The sequence below is a fragment of the Candidatus Zixiibacteriota bacterium genome (assembly GCA_036480375.1).
GTDB lineage: Bacteria > Zixibacteria > MSB-5A5 > GN15 > JAAZOE01 > JAZGGI01.
In genome coordinates this window covers 18,385-39,423 of sequence record JAZGGI010000026.1, presented here as the reverse complement: position 1 = coordinate 39,423, position 21,039 = coordinate 18,385, and the positions used below count along the sequence as shown (strand labels likewise).

The window sequence follows — 21,039 nt, the reverse complement described above, 5'->3', positions numbered from 1 at the left end:
GGGGAGAATTATGCGAAAAATATTTCCGATATGTTCAGCGTTATTGGCGCTTGTTTTATGGTTTGGCTGTACTGAAGAAAACGTGGATTTGGGAACGATTCCCGAAGAACCAATTTACTTTATTGATTCGGTTTCCCCGGCCGATGGAGCCACATCAGTCGCGGTCAATTATCCCATTATCATTACTTTTCTGCGCGTCATGGATACGGCAACGCTTATTGGTGATCGATTCGATTTGAGCGGCGATGCCGGTTATGCGTTTTCACGAAATAAAACTCAGGCGACTATCTACCCCTACAATGATCTAGAATATAACACCGAGTACACCGTCACAATTGAGGCCGGGATCGCCGATTCGATCGGCAACGTCATGGACACCGATTACGAATGGTCGTTTACGACCGGATTGGGAATTTCATTTCTCGAATCGACCTATCCCGTCAACGGACAAACTCAGATACCTTTGGACGCCGTCATTACGGTTACTTTTGCCAGCGAATTGAATCTCGCTACGATTAATAACAGCACTTTTTACCTGGATAATAACGTCACGGGAACGGTGACGTATTCAAATCGAATCGCCCGGTTTACTCCGAGTGCCAATTTGCCGGCCGATACGACCTACACGGTGACGCTCACTTCCGATATCACGGACAATACGGGAATGTCATTGGGGAGCGATTATATCTGGAGTTTTTCGACGATCTTTTCCGATTCGATACCGCCTGCGTTGGTTAGAGTTTCTCCGGCTGAGGGTGAAATAAATGTTCCGGCCAATATACCGCTTTCATTGATATTTAACGAAGAAATCGATCCCGAGTCGGTAAATCTTCAGGTATTTGTCAGTTTTGGAATCGAAGGAGTTATCCGCACGGAAGATAGCATCGTTATCTTTTCGCCCAATCAATATCTATTGAATAATCAGGAATATACGGTAACTTTCAGCGGCCAGGTGGCTGATAAATCAGGCAACACTCTGTACCTCAATTATAGCTGGTCATTCACCACCGGCGGCGGCCCTGAGATTGTTTCGGTTTATCCCCAACCGGGAACGATAGGAGTCCCGATCGATACGACCGTGTGGGTGACGTTTACCAACGACATGGATTTATCGACAATCAACAGCAGTTCCTTTGCGGTTTTGGATGAGGATGAAAATCTTGTATCAGGTATCAGGACGTATAGTAATAAAACCGCGACGTTTGTTCCGGCGCAGCCGTTTTTGCCAAATCATACCTATAAAGTCATTTTAACGATGGGCGTACGCGACATCACCAATCAACCAATTCCATCCGATACGGTCTGGACTTTCACGACCGAGGCGGCAGCAGCATTGTAAAACGTTGCGCCAGGTCTTGATTCGGCGACGACCTCCGAAAAATAGGTGAAGCGCTTTTTCGAGGGGCTCCATCCGCAAAAAAATGTATTGACACAATAATATAATTATTCTTAATTATGTTTATGCTCGTTCAGGGGATTAGATATTAATCCGGACAGAGCGATATTTGGTATAAGGTATAGTCAACCCAATCACTCGGGAGGTAATTTTATGAAAATATCGAGATATTTCGTTATCGTGATGATAATTGCTCTGGCAGTTGTCATTATGAAAACCGGGGCTAATGCAACTAAACCTTCAATAATACACCTATTCAATATAGAATATACGATTTCACCTGATTCGCTGTCCAGCGGAGAAGTAATTCTCACCTCATTTGTCACGCCTAATTTTGAGGGAAGTCCCGCCTTATGGAAATGTAAGGAATGTGAGATTACTTTCAATATCGACACTATCGACAATCTGCAATACAAGGGTCCGATGATCATGACCGGCATAGCCAGCAAAGAAAATCCTGCAGTCTTCGAACTGAAGTTCAATATTCCTGAAAATGACACATCAGGATTTGAAATTACGATTCGGTCAAGAGATAGTATTGGCATGCTTATAAACTATTTTTGGGTAACGACAGAAAGCAAAGGTTTTTTTCACGGCAATCCTAAGAAAAATAGAGGTTCTGACCCTACTAAACGAAAGCCAAGAATAATTACGAAGGAAGAGCAACAATACCGAAAAATGAAAGAGATGGAAAAGACGCCTTTGACCGAATATTCCGCTCAAACGCTGGTAGTTGGCAACAAAACATATATTCGCAGGAAAGGTGAATATAAATTTCGCCTTGCACCTACTTTTGCCGATCCAAAAGATGCCAAAGACGATGAACGAATGATAGAATACTGGGAGTGGATGCGGAAAGATGTATTCATTCTCGACTTGTCCGCTACCAAAGATTACGATTTTGCTAAAGGCAAGGTTGATTCTCTTATCTCAACTACCAAAGAACATCACTATAAAGTTTTTCTGACTCCCGAACAACTGGATACTCTTCTTGAAAACGGAATCAAAATACTGCCATACTCCGATCCTGACGAAGAACCGCCTGAAAATCAGGAATCGTCATCGGGCGGCGATCTGCTTTATGATAATTTTGAACGTTCATCATTGGGAAATTCATGGATTACGGATGATTTAAATCCATTAAACGGCATACATATATGGAAAATTGAAGAGTGCCCCAATGAAAATCCCTGCGACGGTGGATATAGATATGCCTGGGCCGCCGGATACAATCAATGCAGTCAATACACGCACAATATTGAATCGCCGCTTTTGCTCGCCGAACAAATTTATGTCGGCGAACAATTGCGCGTTTACATTTCATATTGCATTAATCATGAACTGGCATCAAATCTTCCTTATGAATACGACAATTGTTTCTTCTGGTATAAATTGGGAGAGGAATGGACAAGCGCGGCTGTACATTTTGGTGACTCATGGCGTTTCCCTGATAATGATTATGGATGGAAGATCTACACTTTTCAAATTGATAATCCCCAGGGTGAGGATTCGCTGGATTTTTGTTTCAAATTCGTTTCTCATAATATTGTCACTTCCGAGAATGGGGTTTTTCTCGACAACGTCTGGGTCTGGGGTGAAGACAGTCCCACAGTAACTGTCAGCGGCCGGATAAATTATTGGGAATTGGGACAACCATATTTACAGTATCATAGTTTATCGTACTTTCGCGTTGAACTATGGGATTATGACTTATCGACCAACACGCCCCGAATCAGGGTCGATGATGGGCTGACATTTACCAATAATTTGGGATATTTTCAATTCGATCCGGTACTTAACATGTATGCCGATAATGACGGAACCGAATTGGATATTGCCGTTCGGATATTCGCTGATAATGATACAATTGAGGTCAAAAGCGATCTGGCGGGACAAATAACTTATTATTACGATTCTGACGTAAATGAAAATGTGGGATGTGGTATCTTAAATTTATACAATATTGGCATAGATACCTCGAAAAGTGATTATTTCTACGTGGCCGATATCGCCCGTAATAATTTCAAGCTTTGGAATTCCGTTACCGGTCTGTACCCCGGAAAACATACCGCTATCCTAAATGACAGCGTTGAAACGGGTGCAAGTGCTCAGTCACTTAGAATATCTACTGCTAATGATCCCGCTTTAGCCTACCCGGACTCTTATGACGCCGGCGTTATATATCATGAATTGGCTCACAAATATGAACTGCTTGACCGATTTTTTGACCTAAATATTAGTCAATCACATTATTGGAACTTCATAGTTCCTCCTGGCCTGGCATCGCTTGAAGGTTTCGCCCATTTTTGGGCTTCGTTTAGTGAAAACCGCGAAGTATGGTATGACAGCTACAATAATTTCAAGGATACGTTATGGGTTAATTCAGAAAATGGAGAATGGGGACGGCAAGGTGTCACGCATAATCTAACGGAGGGTTCAGCAAATGCTATGGGTGATAGCTGCGAAGCATCTGTCGCCGGAATACTGTGGGATATTTATGACGACAATGTCGATGATTACAGCGGTGAAATCGATTGGGGAATTCTTGACAGACCACACCATCCTGATAATGTAAAAGATAACCTGAATATCAGCATGAATGAAATTATGGATGTGGTTCTTCACAAGACGCATGATTTGCTCAGGCCGGAAACAATAGAGGAGTTTTGGCATGTATGGTTTTGTGATGTTTACAGCAATGGCCTTTTTTTCGAGATGAGCGATATATGGTTTGAACATGGCCTTAATTCAACCGGAAACGAATATACCGGCGATATTAATTTTAATGGATTGAATTGCGAAGTGTCTGACGCAGTCATGTTCGTTAATTATTTTAGGTGGGGAACTTCCGCATTTCAGGGGCATGAACAGGAAAGCATAATAAATTCAAATGTTAATTGTGATAATGCCGCTTTGACTGTTGCCGACTTTGTATATTTGATAAGACTGATTATAGATGAAGAGAGTTATCGGAATTGCGACCCCTGCTATGAACAGGGTTTCCGGGAATCAACAATATATTCTGAAATCATTGGCCCGGAGAGTATATCAATTAACGATACGATAAGAATTTCACCTTTTACGGCAACAACTGGAGCTGAAAATATCCCGCTAAATATTGAATTTTCTAATTTGGAAACAGTGAGCGGTTTGCAGGCTCGATTAATATATGATACCGCCATATTTAATCCGGTATTTTTGGATCCTCAAAGTGATACCATTACTCTGGCATACGAACTACTGAATCGTTGCCAGAATTATATTTCAAGCGGCGGCGTGGTAGAAACTCAGCGCCGCGAACCAGGTGAAATATTAATCAGATTTTTACCGGATATGGACCTGAACGCCAAAATCTCATCTGATTCGGAACCGATTATTCGTTTATTTCTTGATGTGAAAAACGATGCTCCTTTGGGAGAAACCAACATAGCGTTTGCCGAAGACGCCTATGATAAAAACGAATTGGGCGATACCACGGGTGCATCTATATTCCCGACTTTGATTGATGGATTAGTAACAATCGAAGAGCTTACTTTTATTTGCGGCGATGCCAACGGTGATGGTGTTGTTGACGGTGATGACCCGCAATATATAATTGACTTCATATTCAATAGCGGCCCGCCCCCAGATCCAATGGAAGCAGCCGATGCTAATTGTGATGGATCGGTTAATGTGGGAGACGCCTTATATCTTATTCAATATTTGCAGAATAACGGCCCGGAACCCTGCGCCAACTGCCCGTAATCTTAGAGCATAAAAGTATTCTATCGAATAGATATGAATTATCACCCCCCGAATCTGACGCACAACGCCACGCCGCCGAAGGGTTTATCCTGGCTTAGTTTGGCTAAATTGGAGAAATTGGCGAAAATATTTAACCCGACATGTTTATAATAAAGTTGAGTTTGAAACGCCATACCAAATGTCTTTACATGAATCTTTTCATGGCTCGTATGAAAAAACCCACGGCTGATGAGATCTCCTCGAGTGACCATATTGAGCCAGCCCACTCCCAGCTCAAGCGAAGACGATAAATTCCCTTCTTTTCTTGATCTCAATCCAATTAAAAACGAAACATCGGTCGCGGATTCGGAAGGCGAAGTTGTGCCAATGATCTGCATTTCTTCGTGCCTTATGACACGGAAAGAATAGGATAATGTCTTAATCTGATAGGTCGCGTTCAAATTAATCCCAATTCCGACTGTACTGGTCCCAACTCCAAATCCAAAATCCAGGCTTCTGGCACGTAAAGGATTTACCGTTACGCAAATCGTTATAATAGCCATAAGGATTAATCTACGTGTTTTTTTTGATAACATCTTTTGCCTCACATTCTTGTTCGGGATAGTTAGCTACTATCCAATTTTCTGTCTAATTGGGAATTAGCAATTATTATGCCGGATGTTTGAGGCCCACAGTCATGCCTTCAAGTGCATGCCAGGCAAAAAGTTGTGGGGTGTTGCGGTTATGCGAGCGATATGTTATGCTGGGTACGAAATAACCATGAAATGAATAGTTACAGGCCGATATCCACATCGCTCCTAAATGTCATTTATTTTGTAGTGACAACCCCAGGGATGTCTCTGCATTATTTGGGCTGATACGGTATTCCCTTCATTCTCCTTACTGTATGCGGTAAATGTCCACATCTGATGAGAAAAATGGGTTTGTTTCCTCAGATTAACGTTTTGGGTCATATCAACAGGCGAAAGCCTGTTTTCAGCTGTCGCTCGGTGTTTCCGCCTTTCACGGAAATATTGGCCTACAATGCGGGATCGTCGCGATGAGCCCCTGCGGGCAATTGTGTATATGCAATATATTCCATCTTACTAATGCGGATGAATTCTGAAAATACATCAGATTGGTTGGATATTTGTAAATGCTCTTTGTGGGACCCCATCCAAAAAAATGCGCTTCGCTTATTTTTCGGATGGGCTGCAGATCGTGCCGATAGATGATTTGTAGAAGTTATCCTTTCCCAAGTCTGAAGACTTGGGGCACCCTGGCTAATTTAATGTTCATATTACTGTTGTGTTTTAATATATTATAATGTGTCTGGGTGAGTTGTACGAATGAAGAAAGCGATTACTCGTAGCGGATAATGTTGAGGAGAGTCCTGTCATTTTGAAAATTGCAAACAGATAAGGTGACAACATGGTTGAACAAGAAAGACAAGATGTGACGATTGTCGGTGGTGGTAGTAGTACGCATGTTTTGATTCCTTTTCTTTCCGGTGCGGGTTTTGACGTCAACATTCTCACACGAAAGCCGAAGGAATGGTCCCGGAAGGTCGATGTTCAGTTGCACTCGATTCATGGGGAACTCCAGGAGGAGTTTAGTGGTTCCCTGACGAAAATCAGTGACAATCCGGCTGAAGTCATTCCACAGGCAAGTTTTGTGATTTTGTGCATGCCTGTATGCAAATATCGCTTCGCTCTTCACGGCCTGGCGCCGCATCTTGCGAAAGATAAAGAGGTGTTTGTCGGGACCATCTATGGTCAAGCAGGATTTAACTGGATGGTCGATGAGATCAAGAAGAAATTCGATTTGAACAATATCACCACCTTTGCCATCGGTTTGATTCCGTGGATTTGCCGGGTCATTGAGTATGGTAAGGTGGGAGTGACCTATGGTTGTAAGGAGCTCAATGTCGTGGCGGTGTCACCGCCGAATCGTTTCTCTGAACTCAATGACCTTTTGTTGAAGAATATTTGCGAGCGGTGGCTGAAAAAAGGACCTTTCCGACAGGCCGCCAATTTTTTGTCACTGACTCTGTCTGTCGACAACCAAATCATCCATCCTTCGCGTTGCTACGGTTTGTTTCTCAAATACGATGGAAAATGGGCGAACAAAGAAGATATCCCCTATTTTTACCGCGACTATGACCAAAAATCCGCCGACCTTCTACAGGAATTAGACGCGGATTTCTCTAAGATTCGAGATACCATCAAGGCAAAATATCCTCAGCAGGATTTCCAATACATGCTTGATTATTTGGGTCTTGAGCGACTCTCATACCAGTCGGAAAACACCGACATTCGCGAGTCATTCACGACTTCGCTGACGTTGGGAGCCATCAAACCACCCACCATTCAATTAGAAAGCGGCGAATGGATCATTGACAAGGACCACCGCTTCTTTACAGACGACATTCATTATGGCCTGTGCATCGCAAAATGGATTGCCGACCAACTAGCTCTGGACGTTCCCACCATTGATAGCATCATCGACTGGGCCCAGCAATTGCGCAATGAGAAAATCATCGAGGGGAATAGATTGTTATTGAACAGCGAAAGCCTGACCTCGGAATTCATGTCCGGCATTCCTCCGGTGTATGGACTCAACAGCATCGATGCCATACTGGACTAATTTCTGTTTTCAATCCCCAGCGAACTTGACAAACGCTGTGAAAAAACTGACTTAGAAAGTGGTACAATAGCCGGGGGGAATCGAACCCCCCATCCTGCTTAGTCGAATGAATTGAAACTAAATTCGGTGAAAAGCCTAATTCTGTACCGAAGAAGTTCTGTCTATTGTGACAATACGCATTATCGTAACTTGTTGTTAAGTAATCACATAAGAAAATAGCGGGGGCTACGAGACGAGTTCATCAACTGGGTAATTGATAATGCGGCTTAATAACTAACTCAAACCCGCTCAATATCTGCTATTTCGGCCATTCGTACGCATTTGATTTTACTGTGTCGTTTCAGCCTAAAGTGGACAGGAATGGCTTGAATTTAAGACGTGGTTTTGTAGATTTGGCATATCAGAGAGGAGTTAGTTATGAGTGGCAACAGAAGCCAGAGTCCTGAATCGGTAGTCCGGGAGATTCGTCGTAAGACGAGGCGCAAGTATTCCACCGAGGAGAAGATTCGCATTGTGCTGGAAGGACTTAAGGGCGAAGTCAGCATATTTGAAATCCGGAAATTATAAGGCGGCAATTAATGGATTTGAAGGCATCAAGAAAGATTTTTCATATCGCAGATTTCTAAATAGTCATTTGAGCGTCAAATTGCACTATTATCTTGGAATTGCCTACGAAAATGACAACCAGAATGAATCAGCTATTAGGGAGTATTCGAAATTTCTTAAGTCTTGGCAAGATGCTGATGCGGACTTAAAAACCATCGATGATGCCGGAAAGCGGTTAACTCGATTACAAAATCAATTTTAATTCAACCAAAGTATCAGTCGCCAACCTGCGGCAGGGGGACTTATGTTGATACCTGTATTCTGAGAGGGTAGTAATTGTCATTATCGGCCAGATAGCTCTTTAGCTCACCGGAGATATAACACGGACCATTGTCCGATAACAATCTTGGTCGGTGGCGGGCATATATATATTTCCCGATATATTGGGTTTTTTAAGATTCTTAAGATTCCATAACTATTCCAGCAAACTGAGAAAACGAGACTACAAAAAAGTAATTGCTATTAGACAAACTATATCTTAAATTTCAACTACACCTGTCCAAATTGTCTAACGGTGTACAATCGGAATCACTAGGACTTAATACTTAAACGCTGCAACCGTATCTTGGCATCCTCCACCTCGTCTATTGGTGTATCGGCGTTTTGCCAATAATCGAGAAAGGCTTGGTACTGCTCAACAGCCTTTCCGAACCATTTGGATCGCTCATATGCCAGTCCGAGGTAATAGTGTGTCCTGACGCCCCACACCCCGAAGAACACCCGGTGCGAACTGTAAACGGACAGCAGTTTTTCAAACTCGGCGACAGCTTCCTCCAGCTGTTCTGCCTCAAGGTAGGCGCGCGCTTTCCAGAAACGAGAATAAAAATCTGTAATGTCTGGCGTCACTTTTTCAAAATATGTGACCGCTTGCTCTGGCTTACCCTTGGCCCGATTAATCAATCCCAGGACGAACCAGTATGAATTCAGGGGTTCGTTGGATTCTTCAAGCATTTGCTTCAAAGTATCGGCCAACTCCTCAGCTTTTTTCATCTCGCCGATTCCAATCAGGAACTGGATATAAAAGGCATGATATCCTGCGGCGGTATTACCAAAACCGGTCGGCGGGCAGGCAAGATACTCCTCATAGGTTTCGGCGGCGCCCTGGAAATCTTTCAGTTCCTCCAACACCTGGGCCTTCTGCAAGAGCTTGTATTCCGGCTTGCGTGTATTCGCTCCCGCGGTTATTTCTAATGTCTCGGCGGCGATGCAGCTATCGAGAATTTCCAATGCCTTCCGGAATTGCCCGCTGTAGACAAAAATTTCCACCAGGTATCGCCCGGCACTCGATTTGTATCGTTCATTTTCAGTTTTGCCAAATGCCATGATACAACTTTTGGCCTTGGCATATTCACGCTTGAAGATGTACATGCGGCCGAGGGATTCCAGGGAAGTGACAAAATCCGGTTTTATCTGTAAGGCCATTTGAAAAGACTCGATCGCTGCATCAAGTCTTCCGTTCTTGGAATAAATATCTCCTCGTGTATCATAGGGATTGGCTTCATCTGGAGCCAGTTCGATATATTTATTTATGGCCCATAATGCCTTTTCGAAATTACCGACATTATCATAGGCATAGGCCAGCTGATTATAGGCCGGTTTGTAATAGGGATCAATATCAATAGCTTTTTCAAGATTCGCAAAACTCTCGTCAAAGTCGCCGATGGTATATTTAAACCGGCCAATATCATAATAGGCCTTTTTCTCATCTGGATATCGCGTCACCAAAGCCTCCAATTCCTCAATGGCACGGGACATATCCCTTCGGTAGACAGCCTCCAGACTACGAATATAATGTTGTTCCTTTTTGCCTGCCCGGTTACTGTATTTGACTGCTTTCTCGGTTAATCGACCATCCTTGAGCAAGGCCAGGTAATAATATGCCATGGCAAAGGTCGAGTCATATGTCAGGGCCTTCTCGAAGCTTTCAATTGCTTCGCCCCGGTAAAGCTTATAATAGGAGTCAACGCCGGTGAGATAATGGCGATACGCTTCAGCCGAATTCGTCGTCACTTCGGCGACTGGACGGTCGAGTTCCTGAGCTGCCTCAAGAGGTAGGGTCAGGTCCTGTTTCAATTCAGCCGTGAGCCTATCTACCAGCGAAAAGGGATCATCATCCGGGCCGCCAGTAATGTGCTGAGCGGCAACAACATGACCGGAAGCGACTTCGACCAGCTGAGAGGTGATTTCCATGTATGGTTCTTCCTGCAGGATATGTCCCATGATCATCCATTTCGCTCGACCTTTACTGGCAATCTCGGTGGCGATATCCCGGTTAAGGGCGTTGATTTTTTCATGCCCTGACTGGCGCATCAAATCGTATAGACGTTGACTGGATATAACCTGCAGGTATTGTGATTCGGCGAGATCGGTAATGAGGAGGTTGGTGATTATTTCCCCCCATTTCAGGGGATCGTCGGGGTTAGCAAGATTGTCAAAATAGATGATGGCGATGCGGAATTCTTCGGCGACGGCCTCCTGTGTCGGACTAATTTGGATCTGCCACGGCTTCAGAATAAGGACCATGACTATAATCGCAATCATGACGGCAGGGATAAGAATCGGGCGTAATCTTCTGGCGAGAAAACCTCTGAATTGCTTTTCGGCCGCAACCGCGGCCTCCTCCGGTGACTCATCCACTATGCGGTCCATCAGGATTTGAATATCGGTGTCCCGGTTAATTATGGGCGCGGCGTCTTTCAACTGCCGGGCCAGCGTCCAGCAATGGCTACAACCAAGAAGGTGGATTTCGAATTCCTGCCTTTGATTGTCATTCAACAGGCCCAGTTCATAGGCGTGAAGCATCTGTTCAAATCGTTTGTCAGTACATTCACTCATTGATCCGTGTCCTCGTTTTTCAGGCAGGATACTAACAATGTTCTCGCCCGAAAAAGGCTTGTATAGAAAACTCTCTTAGTCAATTTAATCTTTTCGCAGATCTCAGTCGTAGAAAATCCCTGATAATGCAGATTTAATATCCGGGCATAACGGATATTTCTTCGACCGATTTTCTCCAGACAAAACAGCAATCGACGTTTCAATTCCGGATTTTCCACCAGCGGAGCAGGTCGTGGAAGACGATTATCCCTTATAGCGTCCCTCATTAATGATCCCCGACGTCTCTTGGTCTGGATATAATCCAATATCTTATTATTCAACACTTTATAAGCCCAAGCGGCAAAACTCACCTTGAAGTCAATCTTTATGTATTCCTTATGAATAGTCATCAAGGCATTCTGAACGATCTCCTCAGCATCCGCTTTATCCCATATTCTATGGAGTGCGAAATATAGAAATTTATCAGAAAGCAATTGAAAAAGATGCTTTTCTTTGGTCGCATCGCCCCTGCGCACCTGGTTATATAGATAATTAATGTCTGGTTCGGTCACCGTACAGCCTTTTTGATAATGTGTAAATATATGAATTTTAAAGCGTTGTCACAATATTTTGTGCCAATTTCCTTTTCCTGACAGGTTTGACAACTTGCCGCCCCAAACCTTCTCCTGTAGAACTATTGAAAGTAACCCGGAAAACCCCATAAGATGTATTTTCACGACCAGACAATGTAAAAAATTGAGCATTTATACACCATTTCCATGGATGGCATAAGAGTGTTATGCTAAATAGATAAACATACAGGAGGAGATATGTTACCATTTTACCGGGCAATTATCGTGTTGATGGCAATTTTTTACGCCAACCCCACCCTTTCGGTTGGTCTTCTTAACGAACCTGAAGGTATCGTTTTTGATTCCATGAATAATCGTTATCTGGTCTCCAATTGGCGATCGGGAACAGTAGTCGAAATAAACAGCGCCGGCGAGCAAAGCTATTTTAAAACGGGGTTGGGCAATTGCGCCAGTATAATTATCGACGGAGATGTTGTCTACGTAGCCGTGAACAACAATGGTGTGATTGGCCTTGATCTGGCAACAGGAGCAACTCTCATGAGCGTGAATTTCGCAGGTGCCGGGGGATGCCACGGTTTGGCTGCAGACACTTCGGGCTACGTCTACGCAACAGACTGGAGGAACAGCAGAATCTATCGCGTCGATCTCAGTGATAATTCCTATTCAGTCTTTGCCAATGCAGGCAAAGGAGTCAATTCGCCTCTGGGGATTCATTTTGACCCATTCAGAAATCGTTTGATAATGGCCTCAATGACCAATAATTTTCCGATTCAGGCTCTTAATCTGTCTGACACCACGGTTTCAGCTCTTATTAGTCCCTCCCTTCCCCCTCTTGATGGTATAGCCAGGGATCATATGGGCAATTACTATATCTCTACGATGGCGAGTAACAGTCCAGGATCGAATAATAATAATTCGATCTATCGATTCGACAGCACTTTCAGTCAACGACCGCAACTTATAATATCTGGGCTCGACGGTCATACTGACATTTATTTCACCAGTCACAACAATATTTTGGCTGCTGTTATCTACTGGGACCATGATGTCATTTATCTGCCGATTTATGGCTACACGCATCTCAACGGATACACATTTTCCGATGATCTCTATGGAGACGGTGATGGCATTCCGGAAGGCGGCGAAACGGTCGAATTGGTTTGCCAAATATCAAATCGGGGTGTTGATACAATAGTCGATCTTTCAGTAAACCTGTTCTCTAATGATGCCGCCTTGCGGATTATCGATGGCTCGACAGTTATCGGTGATGTTCTGGAGGGGCATACAGTGGATAATGAAGGCGATCCCTTTATAATTGAAATTCCCAATGATTATATCCCCCGTTTCGATTCATTATATTTCGAAACTATCTGGCAGTGCGACACCGGCACGGTAACTAATACCTTGGCGGGCGCAAAAAATATCGGAGCTGCCTCGATATTATTGGTAAATGATGACGGCGGAAGCGGTGTCGATGGGTACTATATTTCCTGTCTTCAGGCAGCCCATATACCCTATGATATATGGTCATCGCCACCTTCTCCCTCATCAGAGGATCTGAACGGTTATGACATTGTGATCTGGTTCGTCGGTGATTACCAAACCAGTCCTCTGGATAACGATGAAGTCAGCGCGATGAAGGGCTTTCTCGATGCCGGCGGGCAGCTTTTCCTCACGGGGCAGGGGATTGCCGCGCAGCTTGACACGGATGATCAGTCTTTTTTGCATGATTACCTACACGCCGGTTATGTCGCAACAAGCTTTGTTCCGATCCTGGCATCTGCAGGAGGTCAGGTTTTTGATATTTCCGACTCCATCTATATCCAGGGTTCCGGCGGCGCAGCCAACCAGGTTGCTCCAGATCATCTGGCAGCGATCAATGGTGGCGTAGACGAGTATCGGTATCTTGTGGCAGACAATCCGGGCGCCGTATCGTACCTTGGGACGTATAAGGTGATTTTTTTCGGATTTGGTTTCGAAGCTATAATCAACGGTGACAGTCGTTGGACGGGGCGGGGTATTATTATGGACAAAATTCTCGATTTCTTCGCGTATCAGCGGCCACAGAGTACGATATCATTGGCTGTCGCGCCGGGTGATCCCATACATATGACAGAGCACACCCCGGAATTATCGTGGAGTCATTCCGATGCAGAATTCGTTCAGCAGGAATATCATGTCCAGGTCAGCAATGATGATGACTGGTCAATGCCGGAAATGTGGGATTCCGGTCCGATATCAGGATCGGAAACGAGTTTAGTCTATGCGGGCACCGCGCTGAGCGACGGCTCAACATATTATTACCGGGTGAGAGTATCGAATGGGATAACTTGGTCATACTGGTACTATAGTGAGTTCAGGATGAATTCGATACCTGCATCGCCGACCAACCTCGATCCGGATAATATGCAGGAACTGGAGGACAATCCGCCTACCCTGTCACACGCCAATTCTCAGGATAACGAAGGCGATAGCCTGACATATTCATATGAAGTCTACGACGACGAACTGCTAACTGAATTGATAGTACAGGCTTCAGGTATTCCGGAGGGCGACGACGGAATGACGACCTGGGAACTACCCGATACTATACCGAATGAGAACGACTATTTCTGGCGCGCCCTGGCGTATGATGGATTCGAGTACGGTGGTTGGAGCCAGGTGGCAACCTTTTATATTCTTGCGCCCTATTTCTGCGGCGACGCCAATGGAGACACCGAAACAAATGTCGGGGACGCCGTCTTCATCATCAACCACATTTTCAAAAGCGGCCCCGTACCAGACCCGATTGATGCATGCGATTCCAACTGCGATGGTCAATGCAATGTCGGCGATGCTGTGTACATGATAAACCACGTCTTCAAAGGCGGCCCGGGGCCGTGTGCGGGGTGTGAGTAGGGAATTTTGATTTATTGGGGACAATTATGGTCGGTAAATGTTAATATGCCAGACAATTGAGATTACTTCATGGGAAGAATCAAAGTACCTCATTTGAGATCCTTTTTTTATTTTGTGACCAACTTGGGACTATGCATGGCCAAAACATACAAAACTACACAAAACCAAATAAAAACAAATAAAAATACCTAAATGGCTCTCCATTAATGCCGGGTGCCCAACGCCTTTAGGGCTTGTTGAAAAACCGGGGTATTTCATTCATTTTTATAGGTCAGCCGAAGAGAGGCAAAGAATGATATCTCCGTTCCGGATTTCTTTTAGACCGGTGGCCCAACCGAAAAATAAGCGAAGCGCATTTTTTCGGGTAGGGTCCCACAAAGAGCATTTACAATTATTCAACCAATCTAACGTGTTTTCGGAATTCATCCTCATATGTAAGATGAAACATATTGCAAATACACAATTATCAGTGAGGGCTCGTCGCGACAAGCCCGCCATATATGTCGCAACGAATCTTCGGGTCGCTCGCGAGCGAATCCTACGGGAAAAAAACAGGCCCCCGCCTGTCGGAATCACCATTGAGTTGATATGACCCAAAACGTTAATCTGAGGAAACAAACCCATTTTTCCGGCAAATGTGGATACATGCCGGGCATCAAATCTTTGGCCAAAAATCCGGGTCATCTACGCAACAGCCAAAAACAGGCCTTTGCCTGTAAAAGGACAAAACGAACCCAATTCGCTGTAAACTTAACTATTGTTTACTATTAAAAGGAATTTTTGAAAATGCAAATGTGGATAATTCTTCTGGATTTCCGCCTTCGGGCGTGTTGAAAAACCACTGCCAAGAGTTGAGGTGGGTCTTGATTTCGTGAAAACAAAATTGTGATCTGCTGTGTATCAAGAACTTACGATTCGAAATGTTTTCCCATTCCTTAGGCTGAAGATCATTTCAAGACTTTTTCAACAAGCCCCTTCGCTCTCCGAGATGAAATAAAAAAATAATTTGCTCTGTGGCGTGGACAATAGATAAAAAATATTATACGAGGTTACATAGTCTCGGGGGTGGAGAGGCTATTGTCTTCCGATTGAGCCGGCGCTTTTTTCGAATGGTACATCATAAGAATTATCGTAACGATAATACCGCATGATACGGCCATGTCGGCGATATTGAAGATCGGCCAGCGATCAAGGTGATAGGAGGCGATGGAAATATCAGGGAATTCGCAGTCTATAAAATCGACTACCTCACCGAAACGAAAACGGTCGATGATATTTCCGGCGGCGCCTCCCGAGACTATCGCCAGGGGAATCGAGATGAAACTCACTTTGCGATTTTTGATGACATAAAATAAAAGGATAACGAACACGATCAATGATGTGATGAGATAATAATTGGGGCCGCCCAGTCTCATGCCGAAAGCCCCGCCCGGATTATAGGCTAATGTCCAGCGGAGATAATCTCCCAGAACCGGTACGGGTTGACCCAGGGTGAGTGAAGATAAAGCGATATACTTGGTCGCCTGGTCTAAAACCAGGACCGCGATGAAGAGGATTATAAGCTTGAAAGAGGTTTTGTCGATCACTTGCGTCGAACTTTCTTTTTCTCTTCCGCTTCTTTACATGCAATACAGAAACGCGCGTGTGGGACAGCTTCCAGCCGAGGTTTGGTTATATTTTTGCCGCATTCGTGGCATTTGCCATAAGTGCCGTCTTCGATGCGGCGCAAAGCTTCATCGAGATGATAAATCAACCGGCCTGATTTCGATGCCAGTAGAAACTTTTTTTCCCGCTCCTGCGCGTCGGTGCCCAAATCGGCCATGTGATACGAATACGACGACAGATCGCCCGTTGATTCCTTGATCGTCGCCGTCGAGTCTTTGCGCAGACCCTGGATGTTTTCCATCAACGTCTCGCGCTTGGCCAAAATGAGCTTTTCGTATTTCTTCATGTCCGCTTTTTTCAAAGCGCACCCCCGGGTTTTAAATACGTCCTATTGCAATATACGTAATTTCACCGTTGATTTTCAACTCTTCAATTGTGCCCAATGCAAATTGTGCTCCGGCCTCTTTATTTCCCTCAATCGGATTCGCCGTAAACGGCTCAGCCAGAGTTTCGGCGCTGATATAATCGCCAAAGTTCTTTATCGCCGCCGCCACCGGTTCATCGGCAAACAACGTTATTCGAATCCGGTCGGTAACTTCGAAACCGGAAGATTTTCGTTTATTCTGAATCTTGTTGACCAGTTCGCGCGCGAACCCTTCCTGCCGGAGTTCTTCATTGAGGCTGGTATCCAACACGACCGTATAAGGTCCGTCGGATTCTACGGCAAAACCTTCCCGCTCGTTGCGGATAATTTCAACCTCTTCAGTGGTTAGCTCTACCTGGCGGCCGTCAAATTCCAGTTTCAAACTTTGTGTCCGCGCAAAATCTTTAATTTCATCAGAAGGCAGGGAAGATATTTTTTCAGCCGCCTGTTTTACGGCTTTTCCGAACTTGGGTCCCAGTTTGGCAAAGACCGGTTTTGCCGAGTATGATACATATTCTGCCGGATTATCCGAATATTCAATCGTCTTGATATTCAATTCCCGCAGAATAATTTCATTTATATTATCCGAAGGCTTATCGCCGTTTTGGTTGTTTATGATTATCCTCGACAGCGGTTGCCGGACTTTGAGATTCTTGCGTTTGCGTGCCGACAAAGCCAGAGAAACGACTTTTTGTACATATGCCATTTCCTCTTCCAACCCAGTATCAATAGCCTCGACATTATAATTTGGATACGAGGTCAAATGAATCGATTCACCTTTGGCTCGTCGCGATTCTCCCACCAGTTGACCGTAAATAAAGTCGCAGAAAAAGGGAGCAATCGGAGCCATCAGTCCGCAAACTCCGACGAGGATGTCATAGAGAATGGAATAAACCAGCATTTTATCGGGATCGTTACCGGAACTGTAGAAGCGAGAGCGATTGAGGCGAATATACCAGTTAGACATGTCATCAATCACAAAATCTTGAATCAATCTCGCTGCCCGAGTGATGTTATAATCATCGAGAACCTCGGATACCGATTTGACGACCGAATTGTATCGTGACCGAATCCATTTGTCTATCAGCGTTTCCCGTCCGGCGCGTTTGCGCAAGAAATCGCTGATAGATAAATTTTCTTTATCGGCCCTTTCGGCAATATCATCTATGTTGGCGTACAGGGCCCAAAAGGCGTAACTGTTTTTCAGCGTATCGAAAAATTTTCGTTGTGTAATCTTCACACCCTCGGGATCGAATTTGAGAGCGATCCAGGGATGTGAGATTGAGATCATATACCAGCGGACTGCATCGGCGCCGTAAGTATTGAACATATCAAACGGTTCAATATAGTTGCCGATATGCTTCGACATTTTTTTGCCCTCCTGGTCAACGACAAATTCCATAACCAGGCAATTTTCGAAACAAGATTTATCGTAAAAAATAGTTGAGATGGCCAAAAGCGAATAAAACCATCCCCGGGTCTGATCGACGGCTTCAGAAATGAATGCCGCTGGGAAAAGTTCTTTGTCGAAGCGATCCTTATTCTCAAACGGATAATGCCATTGCGCGAATGGCATCGCCCCGGAATCAAACCAGACGTCAATAACCTCGGAGACGCGAGTCATTTCACCGGAACAAGCGGAGCAGGTCAGTTTGATCTCATCAATGTAAGGCTTGTGCAGATCAAGATTATCAGGAACGCCGATGCCCTCATTCTTTAATTGCTCGACGGAACCGACAGCTCGCTTTTCGCCGCATTTATCGCATATCCAGATCGGAAGAGGCGTACCCCAGAATCGCTCACGAGATATAGCCCAATCAATATTATTTTCCAGCCATTCTCCGAAGCGGCCGGAGCCGATTTCGGGCGGATACCAATTAATTCGTTTATTGTATTCCAGAAGTTTGTCTTTAAACTGAGTCGTCCGGATATACCATGAATCCCGGGCGATATAGATCAGAGGTGAATGACATCGCCAGCAAAAGGGGTAGCTGTGAGTGTACTTTTCGGCCATGAACAGAAGTCCCCGTTTGTCGAGGTCGGCGATAATTTCAGGATCGGCGTCTTTGATAAATTTCCCGGCCAGCCATCCGGTATCTTCCTTAAAATAGCCGTTTTCGTAGATTGCCTGCAGAACCGGGAGCCCGTATTTTTTGCCTATCTCATAGTCATCGGCTCCAAAACCGGGAGCAATATGGACAATACCGGTGCCGTCTTTCATGCTGACAAAATCGGCATTGATGGCATAAAAAGCCTTATCGGCCTCATCGGCAAAAGTGTCAAATAGCGGCTGGTATTTTATATTTACATATTCCGAACCTTTTTTCGTTTCCAATACTTCAAAATCATCTCCCAGAACCCGGTTTGCTAAGGCTTCAGCTAAAACCAACCGCTCGTCTTTGTATTTGACGCAGACATAATTTTGGTTGGGATGAAGGCAGATGGCGGCGTTGGACGGCAGTGTCCATGGGGTTGTCGTCCAGACCAGGAATGAATAATCGTCGTCCACGGCTTTCATTCGGACGAAGACCGAAGGATCGCTGACATCTCTATAATCCTGTCCGACTTCATGCGATGACAACACCGTTTCGCAGCGCGGACAAAAAGGGACGGTTTTATAGCCCAGGTAAATTAGATCGCGATTGAAAAAGTTGGCCAGAATATACCAGACCGATTCGATATAATAATTTTCAAGAGTGATGTAAGCTTTATCAAGGTCCAACCAGTAACCGAGGCGGCGCGTTAGCTCGTCCCAGTCTTTTTTGTAGGTGAAAACCGATTCTTTACAGCGTTTGTTGAATTCTGCGATTCCGTATTGTTTAACTTCCTGTTTGGTCTTCAGGTTAAGTCTCTTTTCAACTTCCACCTCAACCGGCAATCCGTGCGTATCCCATCCGGCTTTTCTGTCGACGCGAAAACCTTGCATGGTTTTATATCGGCATATCAGGTCTTTTATCGTTCGGCTAATGACATGGTGGATGCCCGGCTCGCCGTTAGCCGTTGGAGGACCTTCAAAGAATACATAAGGCTCATTGTCTTTGTTTTGCTCCATCGACCGGGAGAATATGTTGTTTTTCTCCCAGAACCCAAGAATTTCGTCCTCGATTCCAGCCCATGAGAAGTTGTCTTTTAGCTGATCAAATTTCATAATCCTGGCCTTTTTATTTTAGCCTTATAATTTATCCAAATTGGCATTTGAAGTAAAGTATTTTTTGGAGGGCATAGTCTACCAATAATGATTTCTTTATCGGTAGAAAAATAATTTTTTCGGGCAAATTTGGTTGATTTTGGTTTGAATTAAAATATATTAAACATAATTGGGACTGGAACGTATAATAAATATTCGCCGGGGGCACGCCTGCAAGGAAAATATCTTAATTTATTGGGCCAATGCCCGCTCCGGCTAAACTGGTAAGAAAATTGTGCCAGGGAAGGCCAGATTAGGTTAGTAAATACCAGAAAGCGACAGTACCGACGCTGAAGAAGCCCCAAAGAGGGGGATGCGCGGTCAATATGATTTTCGGATCATTTGAGCCGGCTTTTTGGGCACAGGTTTTACAACCGAGCGGGTGCGGCCCATTATAAAATTTTTAATCTTTTTCCAATACACATGGTGTAAATGGGCGGTATCGGATCAAGGAGCTTTTTGATATGCCAACCGGTATCTTTCAGAATATCTTTGAGCTCTTTGGGTGAAACCAGCAGATAGTCAAACCAGGGCGTCCTATAATTAAGATATCGAACGCGCAGTTTTATCTGACCGGACATGCGTCCGCGTTGGCGATTGTATTTATGATAAGCCAGATGATACGGCAGTTTCGTTCCATAAGGATCGCAGGTTGTAGCGATGATGCGGCCTTTTTCGGTGGTCATGCGATACAGTAATTTGAGCCGCCGTTTGGCGCAATTATAACTTCCGAAAAGTCCGAAATTATTCCCGAACATAGTTATCGTATCGAAAGTACCGAACTTTGCCGTTAGTTTATTGAAAGCCATTACCGATATCTTTTTCAAGCCCCGCGCCTTGCATACTTTTACGGCCAGGGGAGAATTGTCGATGCCATAAACATCGCATCCTTTATCTTTGAGATACAGCATCACCCGCCCGGCTCCGCAGCCGATGTCGAGGACTTTGCCACGGGCGAATCGAATCGCTTTTCTTTCGGACGGGGGCCACTTTTTATATTCTGCGAAATAATAAGACGGGCCGACGCTAATGTCTATATATCCGTCTTCACGCTCGACAATTTCATAAGTGGTTTTGTTACCTTTGAAGTAATCATAAATTTCCTGCCCGTAAGCATCATGCAAATTGTTTGATATTTTCAACTTAT

General features: G+C 44.5%; 11 protein-coding genes and 1 pseudogene. 5 read left to right on the top strand and 7 right to left on the bottom strand.

The features are described from left to right. Positions 1-10: 10 nt before the first annotated feature. Both V3V99_07505 and V3V99_07500 read left to right on the top strand, forming a co-directional pair. Positions 11-1,339 (top strand): Ig-like domain-containing protein, encoded by a 1,329-nt coding sequence (locus tag V3V99_07505; protein MEE9442498.1) that lies wholly within the window; start codon positions 11-13, stop codon positions 1,337-1,339. Positions 1,340-1,549: 210 nt separating this feature from the next. Then, positions 1,550-5,140, top strand: coding sequence for a dockerin type I repeat-containing protein (locus V3V99_07500; protein ID MEE9442497.1), 3,591 nt, complete (start codon positions 1,550-1,552; stop codon positions 5,138-5,140). Between the two features lie 41 nt (positions 5,141-5,181). Here V3V99_07500 and V3V99_07495 read toward each other — a convergent pair whose 3' ends face one another. Then, positions 5,182-5,715, bottom strand: a complete 534-nt coding sequence (locus tag V3V99_07495) for a hypothetical protein (GenBank protein ID MEE9442496.1) — start codon at positions 5,713-5,715, stop codon at positions 5,182-5,184. Positions 5,716-6,550: 835 nt separating this feature from the next. Between V3V99_07495 and V3V99_07490 the strand changes: the two genes are divergently transcribed. Next, the gene (locus V3V99_07490) at positions 6,551-7,765 is read left to right on the top strand and encodes an NAD/NADP octopine/nopaline dehydrogenase family protein (GenBank protein ID MEE9442495.1); all 1,215 of its coding nucleotides are present in this window, start codon (positions 6,551-6,553) and stop codon (positions 7,763-7,765) included. A 417-nt stretch (positions 7,766-8,182) separates the two neighbouring features. Next, positions 8,183-8,320, top strand: a pseudogene (locus V3V99_07485) (IS3 family transposase). Between the two features lie 582 nt (positions 8,321-8,902). On the opposite strand, the gene V3V99_07480 reads toward V3V99_07485, so the two are convergent. Beyond that, positions 8,903-11,206 (bottom strand): tetratricopeptide repeat protein, encoded by a 2,304-nt coding sequence (locus tag V3V99_07480; protein ID MEE9442494.1) that lies wholly within the window; start codon positions 11,204-11,206, stop codon positions 8,903-8,905. After that, the gene (locus V3V99_07475; protein ID MEE9442493.1) at positions 11,203-11,757 is read right to left on the bottom strand and encodes an RNA polymerase sigma factor; all 555 of its coding nucleotides are present in this window, start codon (positions 11,755-11,757) and stop codon (positions 11,203-11,205) included. Before V3V99_07475 ends, V3V99_07480 begins: the two co-directional genes overlap by 4 nt. Before the next feature lie 258 nt (positions 11,758-12,015). Between V3V99_07475 and V3V99_07470 the strand changes: the two genes are divergently transcribed. Continuing rightward, complete coding sequence (locus tag V3V99_07470; GenBank protein MEE9442492.1) at positions 12,016-14,676, top strand: dockerin type I domain-containing protein; 2,661 nt, start codon at positions 12,016-12,018, stop codon at positions 14,674-14,676. 1,049 nt (positions 14,677-15,725) lie between these two features. On the opposite strand, the gene lspA is transcribed toward V3V99_07470, so the two are convergent. From lspA to V3V99_07450, 4 genes are all read right to left on the bottom strand, one after another. Beyond that, positions 15,726-16,262 carry a signal peptidase II gene (lspA, locus tag V3V99_07465; protein ID MEE9442491.1) on the bottom strand — a complete coding sequence of 179 codons (537 nt, stop codon included), beginning with the start codon at positions 16,260-16,262 and terminating at the stop codon, positions 15,726-15,728. After that, a complete protein-coding gene (locus V3V99_07460; GenBank protein ID MEE9442490.1) occupies positions 16,259-16,642 on the bottom strand; it encodes a TraR/DksA C4-type zinc finger protein in 384 nt (127 codons plus the stop codon). Before V3V99_07460 ends, lspA begins: the two co-directional genes overlap by 4 nt. A gap of 16 nt (positions 16,643-16,658) precedes the next feature. Next, positions 16,659-19,853, bottom strand: coding sequence for an isoleucine--tRNA ligase (gene ileS, locus V3V99_07455; GenBank protein MEE9442489.1), 3,195 nt, complete (start codon positions 19,851-19,853; stop codon positions 16,659-16,661). Between the two features lie 431 nt (positions 19,854-20,284). Next, positions 20,285-21,034 carry a methyltransferase domain-containing protein gene (locus tag V3V99_07450; protein ID MEE9442488.1) on the bottom strand — a complete coding sequence of 250 codons (750 nt, stop codon included), beginning with the start codon at positions 21,032-21,034 and terminating at the stop codon, positions 20,285-20,287. Positions 21,035-21,039 lie beyond the last annotated feature (5 nt).